Source organism: Bacillus sp. M5A3_1b, from assembly GCF_053345335.1.
This window is the reverse complement of the sequence record NZ_JBKEZY010000010.1, coordinates 104984-121600: the sequence shown is the minus strand read 5'-3', so window position 1 is coordinate 121600 and position 16617 is coordinate 104984. Positions and strand designations below refer to the sequence as shown.

The following is a 16617-nucleotide window of genomic DNA, read 5'->3' as shown; positions in this document are numbered from 1 at the left end:
CATTTTCATCTCCATCACCCCGTCCTTAATAATACGTCTTATAAATTCGATTCCGTGCTCACTTTTCCCTTCTAAAACAACACCCTCCCCCATACATTTATGGTAAAATATAGTCAATATCTTGTTTTATTATGGAGGTGTGAGTTTTCTATGTATATATTCATCGGCTTATCCCTCTTACTCATATTACTCATATTTTTATTTGCAAAAAAGTTCGCCCCAAATTCATTCATGATGACTAATTTTAAAGGCAATAGCTTTAAAACATTTTCAATCGGTATTTTAATCGCCGCCACTCTTTCTCTTTCATATGGAATCTATCACGCAGCAACATATCAACCTAAACATTTAGATATCACATTACAAAATCAAAACTTTACTGTTTTCGGTAATGTCGGAGAGCTTGGATATTTCTCAGAAGTATTACTAAAGAAAGATACAGAAGTTGAACTACATTTTGCCTCTTGGGAACCAATGCAATTAAATAATCCAGAAATAATAGTTAACTATCCTTCAGGTAAGCAAGAATCATGGAAACCGAACATAACATCACTTCCAGCCAATAAATTAAAAGAGAAACATGGCATAAAAGAGCTTTATCAACTCTCATCCTATTCATTTAAAGAATCCGGGAACATAACATTAACGATTACTGAGAATAATACAACTAATAAAAAAATCTCAATTCAAGTGAAATAAATAAAACGTCCCTCCAATATACTGGAGGGACGTTTTATTTATATATGTATTCTATTTTGACGGTTCATTTAATGTTGCAATTATTTCATTTGCAATGTTCTTTCCATTTCCAATACACGCACCAATTCCGACACCGTAATATGAAGCACCAGCTAAATATACATTAGGATAAAGATCCGTCATTTTTTCTTGTAATGTTTGAACCGCTTGATTATGTTCTAAATGATATTTCGGCATTAAATCTTTCCAATTTGTAACTTCAACTACTTCTGGTTCGCCTTTAATTCCGAGACTCTTTTCAATATCATATAAAGCGACTTGTATTAATTCTTCTTCACTATAATTTTTAATCGTTTCATACACTGGATTTGTACTCTTATAAAACATTCTTACTAATAGCTTTTGTTTTCCCGATGTATGCTTCCACTTCCGGCTTGTCCATGTACACGCATCACAATGTAAATCACTGTTTTCCGTTACGATAAATCCTGTGCCGTCCGCCGGTAATTGTTCATCAAGTATATCAAATCCTAAGTAAATACTTATAAGAGATGCGTTTTTAAATGTATGAAACTGCTCGTTTAACTCATTAGACTGTAATAAAGTTTGTGCGATATCATGCGGAGCTGCTAAAACAACATAATCAGCTTGGATTGATTCATGATTTGCAAAGGAGATTTCATAGCGATCACCTTGTTTCCTTACAGCAGTCGTTACAGCACCTTTCTTAACGACTGTCTCAGTCAGCATTTCTTCTAAACGTTCAATAATCGTAGATAGTCCACCTTTAAATGATACGAACTTTTTGTTTCCTGCTGATTGAAACTGTTTTTTATTCTCTTCAAAACCTTTAATAATACTTCCATATTTATTTTTATAATCCAGTAAATACGGTAATGTCGATGCCATAGTAAGCTCATTTAATTTACCGGAATATACTCCTGAAAGCACCGGAGCAATTTGTTTTTCCACTAACTCTTTCCCTAAAAAGCTTTCTAAAAATACAGCAAGCGAAGTATCTTTTGTAAACTCTTTATTTTTCGTTATAAAATCTTTTAAAGCAACAATTTTCCCTTTCGTTGATACTAGCGTACTGCTAAACAACGATTCCACACTCATCGGTATCCCAAATATAGTGTCAGATGGAATTGGGTGTAAAGTATTATCAGAATATATGTAAGAAATACCCGTTTCGTTATATACCATTTTTTCTTCTAAATTCAAATCTTTTACAAGCGGCATAACATGTTCATTACGAGCAACGATAGAATCCGCTCCTGATTCCATAATAAAATCCTTTTCTTCTACACTATGGATTTTACCACCTAAGTACTCTTCTTTTTCTACAAGGATTAAATTTAAATCGATATTATTATCCTTTTTTAATTTTTCTAAATAAAACATAGTAGAAAGTCCCGTTATACCTCCACCGATAACAACAACTGTTTTCATATGTGCTGCGCTCCTAACCGATACAATTAATAATTCCTTTATTATTATACCCAAAAGTCCTTATATTCGACTAGCAGCTTGTGCATTCTGTAAGAAATTAGACAATATATTCGAATATATTTCCGGTTGATCATTGTGCACTAAATGACCAGCAAACGGAATAACAGCAATATGTATATTGTCGTTTAATTGTTTAAACGTTGTAGCAGCTGTAACTTCATCTTCCGAATCTCCCCCTGCAATACAAAGTGTAGGTACTTGAAGATTAGCTACATCACCAGTTTCATCGAATGGGTACCAATCTTTAACTTGCCACGATTCAAGCAACGCTTTCCAATCACTTTTTTCATGAATTTGATTCATATAAGTTACAACTTCTTCATTTTCCATCAATTCCTGATGGCACTTCGCTTCATACTGCTGGGACTCTTCCCAATTCTCTTTCTTAACCGGAAAGATACCTGAAAAAGTTAATGTTCTCACTTTATCTGGATACTTTTTTGCAAATAATAAAGCGACTAATCCTCCTAGGGAAACACCAACTATATGACATCTATCAATTTGTAAATGTACTAACGTATCATGTAGATCCTTTACAGAACGTAGGAAATAATTCTCCAATGTCCCCCCTGATCTTCCATGTCCTCTTAAATCAGGACGAATTACTTGATAGTTTTTTTCTTGAAAAAATGCTACCTGCTCTTCATACTCTACTAAACCCGTCATACCACCAGAGTGTAAAAGCATAATTGGTTCCCCTTCGCCTGAAATGTGCGTATGTAATATCATATATCCCTCTCCTACAAAACAGAATATTCTACCTATTACTAGTATATAGAATATATATCTGAATTTCCAAATAAAAAAGAACTATAACATTTTCAAATCATGCCATAGTTCTTTTTATTTTAAAAACATAAAGTAATTAATCAATTTGTCTATTTCTTGACTTAATGCCAATACTTTTTCATGTTGAATTCCGTAATCTGATACTAAATATAAAAGTTCTTCTTTCTTTATTTCAATAGCTTTTTCCAATTTTACTAATTCCATGTCGTTTTACTTCTCTCTCCAATACTAAAATATATGTATTTTAGTATAGCCTATTTACATAATTAGTAAAAGTAAAATAAGCATATAAAATCTTACAAATATAAAAATAATATACTATTAACAAAAAATTTTAAATTTAACCCTTTATACAGATCATTAGACTTCATTACGTATTAATAACAAATCGGAATTTCTCTAATGTAATATCTTTATATTCTGGGGCTCTCTTTATATGATCAAAATAACTATATGAGAATTTAAAAACATGCCCGAAATCCCAATCAAACACACTATAGTCTTTTAGCCAAAATTGATTTTCTGTTGGTAATACATGAGCACGTTTTGATTCGATTAAAGGTAAACGATCTATAGGTGAGTGCAAGTTAATTTCAGTATTCGGCATAAGATATTGACTAGCACGTAACACTTATACTAGTTTTAACAGTGGACGTATCCCTCGTTGGAATATATCTCTATGCCCTAAATCATACATAATATTAATTGCATGAGAAAAAGTAAGCAAATGACCAATTAAATCATGATGCGCTTCCGCTCTATAAATAATATTAAATTGCGAGATCTCCTTTAAAATAAACTTAGATAATTGTTTCGGATTTTTGAATTCACTTTCTACCTCATCGTTTATACTTAATTGTTTTTCGAAACGATAATATAAGGTTAGTAATCCCTTCAATTGCTTGATTATTCCCCCATTTTTGTAACTCTTTCATAGCTAATAAGTTTAATGCAGCATAAATGACATTATGCCCCACCCAATGAAGTTCATCAATTGTATGCTCCATTGATTTTATAATCAGTTTTTCAGCACTTTGAAAATCAATTTCTTCTTTACTATCGATGATTTCATCTAAGTTTTGATTGTTCAACATCATTTTTGTTTGGGAATACATACAATGAGTGATCTCTTCTTCCATATTGTTATCTTTCATAAAAAATAACTAGCAATTGCAGCTTCTCCGAAATGCGCATGCCAAATATCATTTGTTTGTTTTTTACACTGAGAAATAATTGAAAGACCATCTCTTAAAACAGTTTTATTTTCCATCTATTTTTCCCCGTAATAAAAATCACTTAATACTCATCCTAAAGATGGTGTCAATACAAATAAAATATGATTGGATTCATCACTTTTATTCAAAAAGCGATGTTTCACATTTGGCGGAATACGTACAACATCACCTTCTTCTAAAAAATATTCTTTTCCTTCTAACTCCACATACACTTCTCCTTTCATAACAACAGCAATCTCTTCTTTATCTTCATGTGAATAGTGACTTTCCGTTGTGTTTGCTTGTTTATTTAAATCCATTATTAACATTTCAATTCGTGCTTTCATAAAATCCGGTGTTAATACATCATATACAATGTGATCATTGTTCTCCCGATACACTTTTTTTCGATCTTTTTTCTTAGAAATGAGTGAATCTGTATCAATCTCATTAATAAAAAGTGTAAATAGCGGTACATTTAATGCTTTCGCAATTAATTCCAATACACTTAAAGAAGGATTCGCATATCCTCGTTCAATTTGACTAATTAGTGAAGTACTAATTCCTGCATAATCAGCAAATTCACGAATTGTCATATTATTTTTCTTACGATAACTTAATACAGTTTGTCCGAGTCTATCATGTATCATAGTAAAACCTTCCTTTCGTTCATTATATTGCATGTTTCGTTGTCTTTGTGCTGACATAGTAAACAAAGGCAAATAATCCTTTCCTATCGCCTTAAGGACTTATATACTTACCTTTGTACATTATATCGTATTTAGTTCATTATAATAAACAATCTATCGGAGGGACAAACTGTGAAATCACCTATTCTTTCATATTGCATCTTATTTTTCGGCGTATTCGCCCTATCCACTTCAGCAATTTTCGTAAAATTGGCAGATGCTCCTGCGGCTATCATTGCTTTTTACCGTTTATTTTTTGCTGCACTGATTCTATTACCGTTATTACTATTTAATAAAAATAATCGAAACGAGCTAAAAACAGTAACAAGAAGACAATGGGGATTCGGATTCATATCCGGGCTATTTTTAGCTGCACATTATGTACTATGGTTTGAATCATTACAATATACTTCTGTAGCGAGTTCTACAGTTATCGTAACGTTACAACCTTTATTTTCAATGATTGGTGGTTACTTTCTATTTAAAGAGAGATTTACGAAAGGAGCGGTTATTGGTTGCCTCATCGCTATTTCAGGAAGTATCGTCATCGGATGGCAAGACTTCCAAATTAGCGGAGAAGCATTATACGGAGATATTTTAGCATTTATTGCGGCCGGAATTATTACCGCTTATTTTTTCATTAGCCAACATGTTCGTAAAGATTTATCACTTATACCGTATTCGGTAATTAGTTATGGAAGTAGTGCCTGTTTTCTCGGTATATTTGCCTACATGCAGCAAGAATCTTTCATCCATTACTCTACACAAACTTGGTTGTGCTTTATTGGCTTAGCTTTCATTGCTACGATTTTAGGTCAAACAATATTTAATTGGTTATTAAAATGGATGAGTGCTACAGTTATCTCTATGAGCATTTTAGGAGAAACGATTGGAACTTGTATACTAGCGTACTTTATATTAAATGAGACTATTTCTTTACAACAAGGACTAGGCATTACAGTTATTTTTATTGGCTTAGCATTATTCTTATTACAACCAAAACTACCAAATCACAACTAACAAATAAAAAAGCATGACATTAATTTGTCATGCTTTTCACTATTCATTATGTACAATTAAACCATCAGGTCTAAAACGACTCATCATAATTTCATTAATAAACTTTCCGTGAGCCTTCAAATTCCCTACTTTTATTCCCTCTTCTACAAATCCAAATTTTTCATATAGCGATTTCGCTTTCGGATTCGTTTCTAAAACACCAAGCTCTACTCGCTCTAACATTAACCAATTATCAGCTAAATCAAGCATTTTTGTAAGAAGTGCTTTCCCAATGCCTTTATTATGATATTCACTATCTACCCCCATAAACAAATCCCCCGAATGAGATCTACGTCCTGGGCTTTGGGTTAATCCAACAAATCCAACAACTTCTCCATCATACTCTGCAACAAATTCAAATTGATTTGGCGCTAAATTACGAATTCTATTTTCCATCGCATCTACACGCATACTAGGTAAGAAAACCATATAAGGTAATACATCACCTTGTACGCATATACGATGAATTGCTCTAGCATCTTGAATTTCTACCGCTCTTACTTTGATCCCCATAATTTCTTCCCTCCATATTCATTACAGTACAGTTTTCTTTCCATTCTAGACCTCTAGGTGAAATCCCTTCTCTTCTATGTTTCTTTATGTTATTTTTACACAATTATTTCAGTGTATCATCTGATTTACGAACACCTTATCTACACCAAATTACAGGTTAACTTTTTACTTTATTATATAACTCAAGTAGATTTTCAACTGGAATACCATTTATTTTCATACCGGATATATCACAATTTTCTATTTCAATATTTTTCAGATTACTATTACTAATCGTACTACCTTCTAAATCACATCTATTAAATGAAATAGGATCTTTATCTTCTCCGAGACTTGTATCTTTAAATTGAACTCCACCTAAAGTCACAAAATCAAATTTACTACCAGAAAGATTTAAATCTGCATATGAAGAATTTCTAAAATTTATATTTCTAAAATTTGATTGACTCACATTACAATTACTCATCTTCATATTCATCATATTGCTACCAACAAAAGAACCGTTTTTTAAATTCACTTGATAATACTCTGTATTTGCAAGATTACAGTTTTCGTATTGGCTATTTTTCATATCTTTATTTTTTATTAGGTTCTCTTCAGCTGACTCTACAGTTATTCTTTTTACATAACAATACTCATCTTCAGATTTAAAAGTTATTTCATAGCCCATTTTTTTATAAAAATGATGATTATTAAGTTGTCTACTAGATGTTTCGAGATCCCAAATCCTTATGCTTGGATATTCCTCTTCTATTAATTTAATAACATGTGATCCAATTCCTTTTCCTTGATAAACAGGATCTACAAAAATACGATCAATTCGACCGTATGACTTACCGGAGATTGTAACTATAATTCCCCCGATTATTTTTTCATCCATTATCACTTTGTAACAATCCAGCTCTTCAATCGAATATTTCATCATTTCTACTGAAGAATAGCCAGGTGGTTGGATGTTATAGTCAATACCATTACCTTGACCGCATAGCCATCGTTTTGCTTCTTCATCAAATGTTTTTGTCATTATTTCTGTTAACTTTTCAGCATCTAAAATTGTAGCTTTTTCTATAGATATTATTGTCATTTTTGTTTTCCCCTTCATTGTTACAAACCATTAACTTTTGTGAACGAAATAGTTATCCATTTACTTTCATTTTTAAATTTTTTCCCATTATTACATATGGAACATCATTTTTACTTGGATGAAATGGCTCTAATACATCAACCCAATCTAATCTTTCATATAAAGAACGTGCCTTTTTATTGTTTATTTGTGTTGTTAAAACACTCGTTCTATTTGAAATACCTTCTAATAATTTATTATGTAATGTTGTTCCAAGTCCTTCATTTCGATATTGCGGGTGAACTGCTAACTCTACAAATTCAAAACAATCTTCTAACCACTGCTCTACTTGTCCACAATTTAATGATTTTCTCATTAATTGATTATAGTACTGTCCATCTAATGAACGATAACCATAAGTAAAACCAACAACTTCATTTTCCTCATTCATTGCTACTATACCTTTAAAACCTGTATATTCTATATGTCTATTAATTCGCTCAATCATTTCAGTAAAATTTGTTTTCTCAAACACTTTACAATATAACTGTGCCATATTATTGATTAAAACCTCATCATTTTCAATATGTAAAAATTCCATTCTACTTCCCCCTCCTATTAAAACCGATAAATTATTCAACTTTTATATTTATTTAAAAATAGAGAAACTTCAAACTAATCATCTCTCTTCTATTAAACTACGAATATACCTATATTTTCCACTAAAAAAATAGTATACATGTATAAAAAGAAGAACATCTGTAAAATATACAGATGCTCTTCTTTTTATTTTCTACTTTATCTATTAAATATCAAAACTTATTCTCATTAAAAAATAAAAATTACTTAAGCCCTTTGTTACAATTACTAATTAGTTGCTGTAAATCCTCTAGGAATCGACTCGCATGATACCCATCACAAACCGAATGATGTACTTGCAATGAAACTGGTAGCATAACCTTATTCTCTTCGTTAAAATATTTCCCACAAGTTATAATCGGTAATAGAAAATCACCATCATTATTAATATTTAGATTAAATCCAGTAAAACTAGCCCAAGGTATGCTAGAAATCGGAAAAACATTGGGAGGAATGTTTTCTTTCGTGAAGAGACCATGAACATTAGTATACAACCTCATATCCTCTTCATAGTTTTTATAGAAAATGTGAAAATCACTAGAATAATCCGTCCATATACTTGAAAAAGACTTATCATCTTTATGAAAGATTGTATAACTTGGTATCATTTCCTCCCAATATCCTAAAACTCCTTCATCGTTAAAACATGTTCGAAATTCTTTATGATTATTTATTACTCTAGAAATTAAATATATAAAAACGGGATAAAATTTTATTCCTTTTTGATGTAATTCCTTTAATAACCTCGTAATATCAACATTCACAGTCATACTAAACGTACATTTCAATTTTAAATAATGTTCAAAATACTGCTCTCTATTCCAATTTTCTCTGTCAATTATATAAAACTTCATTGTAATAGCCTCCTAAAAATTTTTTTATTTTAGAAGGCTAACTTTCTTGTTTTCACCAAACCTGTTCACTCCTAATAGTTAAAGTTTTTATTTAATTATATAACATCTACAAAAATTCATTCACATATTTATTGAAATCCAACCACATACTATTAATAAATCAACTGACGTTTGGAGGATTCAAACATGAATGACAAAAATGTAAATAAAAAAGATAATGCTATCGCAAACAATACACCTATTCAAAATAATAATACTGTAAACCTTAATGTAGAAGAACAAGCAATGAACGGCTTATATGGAATGCCAGAAACTTCTATTGAAGATGCTGATCATGCTGTAACTGATGATTTGACTTCAAAAAATTAATAAAATACATAGAAGAAGGCCAAGGAAAATATCCTTGGCTTTCTTAACTATGCATCCAATTTTTGTACTTCTTCACTCTTTCTTGAAAGCTTTCCTGGCCAAAAAGCAAAGCGACCTAGAACAACTGTAATTGCTGGTACAAGTAATGGTCTAACAATAAATGTATCTAGTAGTACACCAATTGCAGTTACAATACCAAATTGAACAAGAACTTGAATTGGAAGTGTACCTAACACTGCAAAAGTTCCTGCTAAAATTAAACCTGCGGATGTAATGACACTACCTGTTTGTATAACGCCATTTTTTATAGCATCCAAGTGATTTTGTGTCTTTCTGTTTTTCCATATTTCTGAAACCATAAAGATATTATAATCTTCACCTAAAGCAACCAGAAATACGAATGCATACAACGGTATCGCACCTTGAATGGCCGGCGCTCCCATACCATAATGAAGTAATAGCCACCCTGCTCCTAGTGCCGAAAAGAACGATAATACAACAGTTACAATTAAATAAATCATCGCGACAATTGATCGTAAGTAAACAAGTAATAATAAAGCTATAATACTAATCATTACTGGAATGATAACTGCTTCATCACGTTCCGTAATTTGCTTTGTATCATATAATGATGCTGTTTCTCCGCCAATCCATAGTTGATCTTCTGCATTACTAATCCCAGCATCTTTTAATACTTTTTCTACACTACTTTTCAATTTAGGGATTTGATCTAACGCTTCAATTGAGTATGGATTTTCAGCTAAAGAAACCTCATACATTTGTATTTGCTTATTTTCTTTACCCTCTTTTGGGTCTTTTACTGTATTTACAAAAGAAAATCTCTCTAGTTCTTCTTTAATAGGAAGCTCTTTTCCTTTCGTATCAACAACAACTTTTACTGGCGCTAATTCACCAGCTGAGAAATGATCACTAATTAACGTAAACCCTTCGCGGGAAGGCATATCTTTTGGAAACGATTCTAATAAGTCATATGTGTATTGAATACGTGGTACAAATGAAGCCAATCCACCTAATACAAATACAGTGAGCATAATTATTGTCCACGGTCTTCGTACTACAACATCTCCAAGCTTTTTACTAAAGGCACCTTTTGATTTTTTAACTTTTACGACTTTCTTTTTCTTTCTTGCAAACTCCTCATTCATCGAAGTTGTTCTCGGTATAAACGGGAAGAATGCAGCTCTACCGAAAATTAATAATAATGCTGGTAAAATTGTTAAAGCAGCAATTCCCATTATGAATACAGCAACACTAAATGGTACTGCAAATCGATGAAAGGCACCATAATGAGCAAGTAACAATGTTCCTAATCCAAGTACAACAGTAAGCGCACTCATTATAATTGCTCCACCAGAAGCTTTAATTGCAAGTTGCAGCGCCTTATATTTACTTTCTTCCTCTAGCAAGTACTCTCTATATCTCGAAATTAAAAATAAACAATAGTCCGTTCCAGCACCAAACAATAATACTGTCATAATTGATATTGCCTGAGCATCTACTTTAATCCATCCTTGATCAGCTAAAAAACCGAGTGTAGGACTAATAATACCGTATGCAAAGCCGACAACAAGTAAGGGTAAAATTGCTAAAATCGGTGAACGGTACAGTAAAATTAATAAAACTAATACGAGTAATACAGTAGCAATTAATAATTTCACATCTGCTTGACTAAATAAGCTAACTGCATCCGTTTGAATACCTACAGGTCCAGATAATCGAACGTGTAAACCAGCGTCACTTAGTTTTCGTTTGAATGGATCTTCATCGATTTTACTATTCACTATGTTTTTTAAATCATCAAGATTTCCTTTTAATATATCTGTTCCAGCTGCCTTGTTAAAAAATACCGGTGTAACAAATGATGTACCATCTTTTGATGCACTTTTTGATAATACTTGTTCTGGAATTGTATCAAATGGCGGTAACGTTGATTGTTCCTTTAAAGGACTGGCCTTTAATTCCTTATAAACGTCTTGTATGAGTTTATAATCCTGTGACTGTAATCCACCATCTCTGTACCATACTACTAACAAAGGATTCCCTGCATTATTCGGAAACTCTTTTTTCATAAGTGCTTCCGCTTGCTGCGACATAGCTGTTTCAGGTAAATTTTTCGGATTCGGTTCTTTCGTACTGTTTACTTGTGGCAATGTAAATGAAAGTAATAATGTAATAAGAATCCAAATCGATAAAGTTATCCACTGTGTATGCTTCCCTGCTACAAGCCTCCCTAACATATGTAACGGGTGCTTTTTCATAAAAACCCACCTTCCTTTTTTCCTCTAACATTAATTATATATACTGGTTGGTTAATTAATCAAGAATGAATAAAACTTTGTGTTATAATTATCTCAACAATACATGTCAGGAGCGAATGGATTTGGAACAAAAACAACGTCCTCTCGGAAGGCCTCGTCAAAATAAAAATACAAAATCTACAAAAGAAACCATTTTGGAAGTTGCAACTCGACTATTTCTTACTCAAAATTATCAAGTCGTTTCCATGGATGAAGTTGCAAAATTTTGTGGTGTTACGAAAGCAACCGTCTACTATTACTATTCAACAAAAGCAGATTTATTTACCGCTACTATGATTCAAATGATGGTACGTATACGCGAAAATATGTCTCAAATCCTTTCTACAAATAAGACTTTAAAAGAAAGATTATTGGACTTCGCTAAAGTCTACTTACACGCAACGATGGATATTGATATGAAGAATTTTATGAAAGATGCAAAACTATCATTATCTGAAGAACAATTGAAACAATTAAAAAATGCTGAAGACAACATGTATGAAGTATTAGAAAAAGCACTTGATAATGCAATGCAAATTGGAGAAATCCCAAGAGGAAACGCTACGTTTGCGGCTCATGCATTCGTATCTTTATTATCAATTGGGAATTTTAAAGATGAAAATCACAATCCTATTCTTACAAATATAGATGAATTAGCCCAAGAAATCGTTTCTTTTTATTGGAACGGGTTAGATCATTCATATTAAATAGATTACCTTTAATAAAAGAGCATGTTTGATTTTTTTTCAAACATGCTCTTTTATTATTTATTAACTATTAATTAGATTATACTTCAGCACAGTTTAACAAAAAATTCCTCTTCAACTTTTACAAATTTTGAATTTGAATCTTTATATTCTCCTTACTTAATCCTCCATGGTAACAAACTACCGATTCAATATCTAGATTTGAATACTTCTTTAAAGACTGCTGTGATTCCTTAACATTTAAAGTTGTTGGGGCATAAATTCCTCCTAACTTTCCATTCACACTATACATCGGGTCTCCTGCAATAAGGGTTTTACTTTGTTTCAAATATAAACTAATATGACCTGGAGTGTGTCCTGGGGTATGTAGAATTAGTATCCCACCGCAATACGGAAGTTCTTACCCATCTATCACCGTATTACTAACTTTTCCTTTTGGTGGATTCTCTACATTTCCATCTTTCAATAAAGGTAACTCTCCCTCAATATATGGCTTATCTAGCTCGTGCGCATAAACTTTAATATCGCTTACACCATTCTCCAATAAATCAGGAAGGCTACCTATATGATCTAAATCCTGATGTGTCAAAATCACAACTTTTAGCTTATCAAAAGATACCCCAACTTTCTCCATCTCTATTTGTATATCTTCAAATTGTCCAGGGAAACCAGTATCTATTAACACTGCCATTTCATCATCCCATAAAAGAATTGGGTGAATAATAAAGTGAAACTTTAATCAGTGGGGTTTTCTTCATCCCCCACTGATTATTAGTTGAACCAATCGGGCTTTTATGGGCAGTTGATCCCCCACCTAAATTCTTTGCTTTCGCTGAGTTTTGAGGGGGGTCTTACTGCCCATTAAAGCGGGATAAATTCTTGAAACTCAAGTTGTAACATTTCTACCCCTTTAGCAATCTCCATACAGCAATTCTCCTTTATACTGAAGTTTAAAAATATGTACGAGTAAACTGAAAATATAAAGCGCGACTATCTTTTAATATGTTTTGTCATCCCAATAGAGAATACCTCAAACCCTATAGATTCATAGTAAGATTGCAATCTTTCCACACACATAAGTTGGGGAATAACTTTGTTTTGTTCACAGTGCTGGATTAATCGTTCCACTATTTCTTTTCCAATGCCAATGGACTGATATTTTTGCAATACACATACACCACAAATAACGCCTGTTATTACACCATCGGATATAACACGCCCCATGCCAATTAATTGTTGCTCTTTAAAAGCATATATCACATACCAACTTTGTTTACACATTTGTTCCAATTCATTAACCGTTAATTTTAGAGAATTCCATCCTAAAGATTCATATAAAGCTAATAATTCATTGAAATTTGTTGGGTGTTCAATTGTATAGCTTATTTTAGTTTTCATAAACACCTCCCTATTCTCCTATTTATATCCTCTTTTACATTACTCTATTAAAAATTTTAGCCCCTCACTAACTTAACTTGAACAAACTTCAATAAGAAAAATAGAATTCCTTCTCAACATAAAATAAAAAGAAGTTACCTCACCTGAGATAACTTCTTTTATATAAATCTAACACTATATTATCACCCAAAAATTATGCAGCTACATACGATAAGAACGAACAAAACTAATAAACTATTTGAGAAATAACCCATAGAATACTACCCCTTTATTTCATTATGTAAAAGATTTTATCATAAAATTATTTACAACATAATAACTGAAAAAGACATTGCATTCATTAGTTATGTATATTTAGTAATATTTTATTTTTGGCCATATTCGTCTTTTCTAAAATCACTTCTCATCCTCCTCTTCTTTAGTTCACATAATTTCAAAATAACAAATTAGTAAATGTTAATTTACTATAATAAGTTTAAATATTTGATTTGCAGCTAAATTAGTAATAAAATAATGACTAAACCCAAAAAGGAAGCGAAAATAATGTTCCATAAAGAATTATTAAATGAATACATGAATTTATTATTAAATATGTCAGGTACTTTCAAATTACTATCAGAAAAACCCTCTGAATTTACACATTTAGAACAACACGTAGTGGAGTATATCGCCCAGCAAAAAGTACCTGTAAATTCAAAGATGATTGCTAATTATTTAAACATTCCTAAGCAACAATTAAGTGTAACTGTACGTAACTTAGAACAAAACGGATATATTGTAAAAAAGCAAGATACGGTAGATAAAAGAGCTGTATTAATTTCTCTGACAGAAAAAGCTGAAAAGGTACATTATGAGAGATGGAAACAAATTTATAAAAATTTCACAGTAAACCTCGAAAAGTTATCCGAAGAAGATAGGCGGGATTTAACTTACGGACTATATAAAACAAATACAATGCTCTCAAAAATGTTAAATAACGACTAACTATATTGTTTTATTATGCAACGGAGGATGTTTCATGGTTAAAGAGTTAGATTTACAATCAGTACAAGGTACGATGCTTATTCCCCTATGGGGACGAGCATATGGCAGTGAGAAAAATAAGGATATTTTAGATGATACAGAGGCTATTCGAATAATTAAAGAATGCGATTTCGACTTCTCAACAATAGCAGATACATTTGGCGAATACGGATGTATCACATACATTACCCGTGCACGAAAAATTGATGATAGGATAAAACAATTTATAGCAAAACACCCGAACGCCACTATAGTAAATATCGGTTCAGGACTAGATACTACTTTTTCAAGAATTGATAACGGTACAATACATTGGTATAACCTTGATTTACCCGATGCAATCTCTTTTCGCAAGACTTTAATTGAAGATACACCGAGGAATATTAGCATCGCTAAGTCATTTTTTGATACTTCTTGGTTTGACGATATAAGATATGATCCAAACGACGGTATTCTTTTTATATCAGCAGGTGTATTTTATTACTTTAAAGAAGAAGATTTAAAAGAGATCATAGTTGCTATGTCAAAACGTTTTCCTGGAGGAGAGCTATATTTTGATGCTGAATCAAAATTCGCACTGAACCTTTCGAATGCAACTGTAAAAAAATCTGGCAATAACGGCGCGATGATGTATTTTTATGTAAACAATCCAAAATCAATAGAAAAATGGTCTTCTACTATAAAAGTATTAAGTTGCTCCCCTTTCTTTAAAGGTATACCTACAAATAAAGATTGGGATGGTAGTACACGTATTATGATGCGAATTGTAAACGTAATAAAGATGTTGAAGTTTGTTCATTTGCGGTTTGAAAAATAATAAATAAAGAAGGCCGCAATACATTTATATTTAGATCATAAATGTTAAACTTAATAAAAGGGCAGGAACATATTTGATATGTTCCTGCCCTTTTATTATAGGTACCGATACATAGTCATCTAGCTATGAAAAGCAACTACCCCAAAATGAGAAATTTGGCATCTTAACACCCCTCAAGTGGCTTCTGTATATAACACATTTAAAATTTAATTTTTCTTGATAAATGAAAGATTTCCTGGCATACCCTTAAAATTATTTATGCACGAATAAAATCTCTCCGTAAACGTCCAATTACACTAAAATATACAAAAATTGAGAAATATGAAAAAGACACTCTTATGAGTGCCCTTCTTAGCAACTAAGTCCACTACAGCTATTATCATAACCCATATGAATTTCGCCTGTAAGAGGAAATTTTAAGTTCATATTTAATTATTAAAATAAACCGCACCAAAGTTTTCATTAAATCTTTTACACCAAACAGAAACCGAACCATATTCACTTACATCTATCCCTTCAGGAATTTCGTAGTTTTGGTCTCCTTTATTTCCCTTTAATTTTCCTAATTCAATATACTGATAGTTTTTTACGTCTTCATTATTTTTCAAACGATTTGTAGGAACTAATACAACTCGTACATCTGGCCCATTTGATGTTGCAAAATTAGAAAGTCGTAAAACACGTTTTCCATCCGCTAATTGGTGAATTTTTGCCGTTCCAGTTGTATCATGGACACCGTTTTGAAACTGACCTTCCCTTATTACTCGATCACTTTGTTGCCTTACTTCAGTTGATTGTATCTCTGCTTGTGGCAATGATTCATTTACGTGCTTATCAATAAATAATTTCTCTGGTCGGAACAATGACCATAAAATCCCCAATACAATTATCAAACCACCTATAAGCCATACATATTTTCTTTTCATAAAGTAAAAAACCTCCTGTAACATACTG

17 protein-coding genes and 2 pseudogenes are annotated in these 16617 nt (G+C 31.9%); 6 read left to right on the top strand and 13 right to left on the bottom strand.

The window, feature by feature from the left end:
- Nucleotides 1-150 precede the first annotated feature (150 nt).
- Nucleotides 151-699, top strand: a complete 549-nt coding sequence (locus ACLBWW_RS23210; RefSeq protein ID WP_048546767.1) for a hypothetical protein — start codon at nt 151-153, stop codon at nt 697-699.
- 51 nt (nt 700-750) lie between these two features.
- Here ACLBWW_RS23210 and ACLBWW_RS23205 read toward each other — a convergent pair whose 3' ends face one another.
- The 5 genes and pseudogenes from ACLBWW_RS23205 to ACLBWW_RS23185 form a co-directional block, all read right to left on the bottom strand.
- On the bottom strand, nt 751-2151 hold the full coding sequence (locus ACLBWW_RS23205; protein ID WP_048546765.1) for a protoporphyrinogen oxidase: 1401 nt from the start codon (nt 2149-2151) through the stop codon (nt 751-753).
- A gap of 60 nt (nt 2152-2211) precedes the next feature.
- A complete protein-coding gene (locus ACLBWW_RS23200; protein ID WP_048546764.1) occupies nt 2212-2940 on the bottom strand; it encodes an alpha/beta fold hydrolase in 729 nt (242 codons plus the stop codon).
- Nucleotides 2941-3054: 114 nt separating this feature from the next.
- On the bottom strand, nt 3055-3204 hold the full coding sequence (locus ACLBWW_RS23195) for an aspartyl-phosphate phosphatase Spo0E family protein (RefSeq protein ID WP_000424360.1): 150 nt from the start codon (nt 3202-3204) through the stop codon (nt 3055-3057).
- A 166-nt stretch (nt 3205-3370) separates the two neighbouring features.
- A pseudogene (locus ACLBWW_RS23190) lies at nt 3371-4270 on the bottom strand (hypothetical protein).
- A 33-nt stretch (nt 4271-4303) separates the two neighbouring features.
- Complete coding sequence (locus tag ACLBWW_RS23185) at nt 4304-4864, bottom strand: helix-turn-helix domain-containing protein (protein WP_000581036.1); 561 nt, start codon at nt 4862-4864, stop codon at nt 4304-4306.
- A 171-nt stretch (nt 4865-5035) separates the two neighbouring features.
- Between ACLBWW_RS23185 and ACLBWW_RS23180 the strand changes: the two genes are divergently transcribed.
- Nucleotides 5036-5923 carry a DMT family transporter gene (locus ACLBWW_RS23180; protein ID WP_048546762.1) on the top strand — a complete coding sequence of 296 codons (888 nt, stop codon included), beginning with the start codon at nt 5036-5038 and terminating at the stop codon, nt 5921-5923.
- A 39-nt stretch (nt 5924-5962) separates the two neighbouring features.
- On the opposite strand, the gene ACLBWW_RS23175 is transcribed toward ACLBWW_RS23180, so the two are convergent.
- From ACLBWW_RS23175 to catA, 4 genes are all read right to left on the bottom strand, one after another.
- A complete protein-coding gene (locus ACLBWW_RS23175; RefSeq protein WP_048546760.1) occupies nt 5963-6475 on the bottom strand; it encodes a GNAT family N-acetyltransferase in 513 nt (170 codons plus the stop codon).
- A gap of 157 nt (nt 6476-6632) precedes the next feature.
- Nucleotides 6633-7559, bottom strand: coding sequence for a GNAT family N-acetyltransferase (locus tag ACLBWW_RS23170; RefSeq protein WP_048546758.1), 927 nt, complete (start codon nt 7557-7559; stop codon nt 6633-6635).
- 52 nt (nt 7560-7611) lie between these two features.
- Nucleotides 7612-8139: a GNAT family N-acetyltransferase gene (locus ACLBWW_RS23165; protein ID WP_098068853.1), complete on the bottom strand. Its 528-nt coding sequence runs from the start codon at nt 8137-8139 to the stop codon at nt 7612-7614.
- A gap of 241 nt (nt 8140-8380) precedes the next feature.
- Nucleotides 8381-9031: a type A chloramphenicol O-acetyltransferase gene (gene catA / locus ACLBWW_RS23160; RefSeq protein WP_048546756.1), complete on the bottom strand. Its 651-nt coding sequence runs from the start codon at nt 9029-9031 to the stop codon at nt 8381-8383.
- Between the two features lie 186 nt (nt 9032-9217).
- Here catA and ACLBWW_RS23155 point away from each other — a divergent pair, with 186 nt between their 5' ends.
- Nucleotides 9218-9400, top strand: coding sequence for a DUF4021 domain-containing protein (locus ACLBWW_RS23155; RefSeq protein WP_048546755.1), 183 nt, complete (start codon nt 9218-9220; stop codon nt 9398-9400).
- A 47-nt stretch (nt 9401-9447) separates the two neighbouring features.
- Here ACLBWW_RS23155 and ACLBWW_RS23150 read toward each other — a convergent pair whose 3' ends face one another.
- Nucleotides 9448-11679, bottom strand: a complete 2232-nt coding sequence (locus tag ACLBWW_RS23150; protein ID WP_048546754.1) for an MMPL family transporter — start codon at nt 11677-11679, stop codon at nt 9448-9450.
- Between the two features lie 122 nt (nt 11680-11801).
- On the opposite strand from ACLBWW_RS23150, the gene ACLBWW_RS23145 reads away from it, so the two are divergent.
- Complete coding sequence (locus tag ACLBWW_RS23145; RefSeq protein ID WP_048546752.1) at nt 11802-12425, top strand: TetR/AcrR family transcriptional regulator; 624 nt, start codon at nt 11802-11804, stop codon at nt 12423-12425.
- 121 nt (nt 12426-12546) lie between these two features.
- On the opposite strand, the pseudogene ACLBWW_RS23140 reads toward ACLBWW_RS23145, so the two are convergent.
- Both ACLBWW_RS23140 and ACLBWW_RS23135 read right to left on the bottom strand, forming a co-directional pair.
- Nucleotides 12547-13149 (bottom strand): annotated as a pseudogene (locus ACLBWW_RS23140) (MBL fold metallo-hydrolase).
- Between the two features lie 266 nt (nt 13150-13415).
- Nucleotides 13416-13823, bottom strand: a complete 408-nt coding sequence (locus ACLBWW_RS23135; RefSeq protein WP_048546751.1) for a GNAT family N-acetyltransferase — start codon at nt 13821-13823, stop codon at nt 13416-13418.
- A gap of 543 nt (nt 13824-14366) precedes the next feature.
- On the opposite strand from ACLBWW_RS23135, the gene ACLBWW_RS23130 reads away from it, so the two are divergent.
- Together ACLBWW_RS23130 and ACLBWW_RS23125 are read left to right on the top strand one after the other, a co-directional pair.
- On the top strand, nt 14367-14807 hold the full coding sequence (locus ACLBWW_RS23130; RefSeq protein ID WP_048546749.1) for a MarR family winged helix-turn-helix transcriptional regulator: 441 nt from the start codon (nt 14367-14369) through the stop codon (nt 14805-14807).
- Nucleotides 14808-14841: 34 nt separating this feature from the next.
- Nucleotides 14842-15663 (top strand): class I SAM-dependent methyltransferase, encoded by an 822-nt coding sequence (locus ACLBWW_RS23125; RefSeq protein ID WP_048546747.1) that lies wholly within the window; start codon nt 14842-14844, stop codon nt 15661-15663.
- 428 nt (nt 15664-16091) lie between these two features.
- Here ACLBWW_RS23125 and ACLBWW_RS23120 read toward each other — a convergent pair whose 3' ends face one another.
- On the bottom strand, nt 16092-16589 hold the full coding sequence (locus tag ACLBWW_RS23120; RefSeq protein ID WP_048546746.1) for a DM13 domain-containing protein: 498 nt from the start codon (nt 16587-16589) through the stop codon (nt 16092-16094).
- Nucleotides 16590-16617 lie beyond the last annotated feature (28 nt).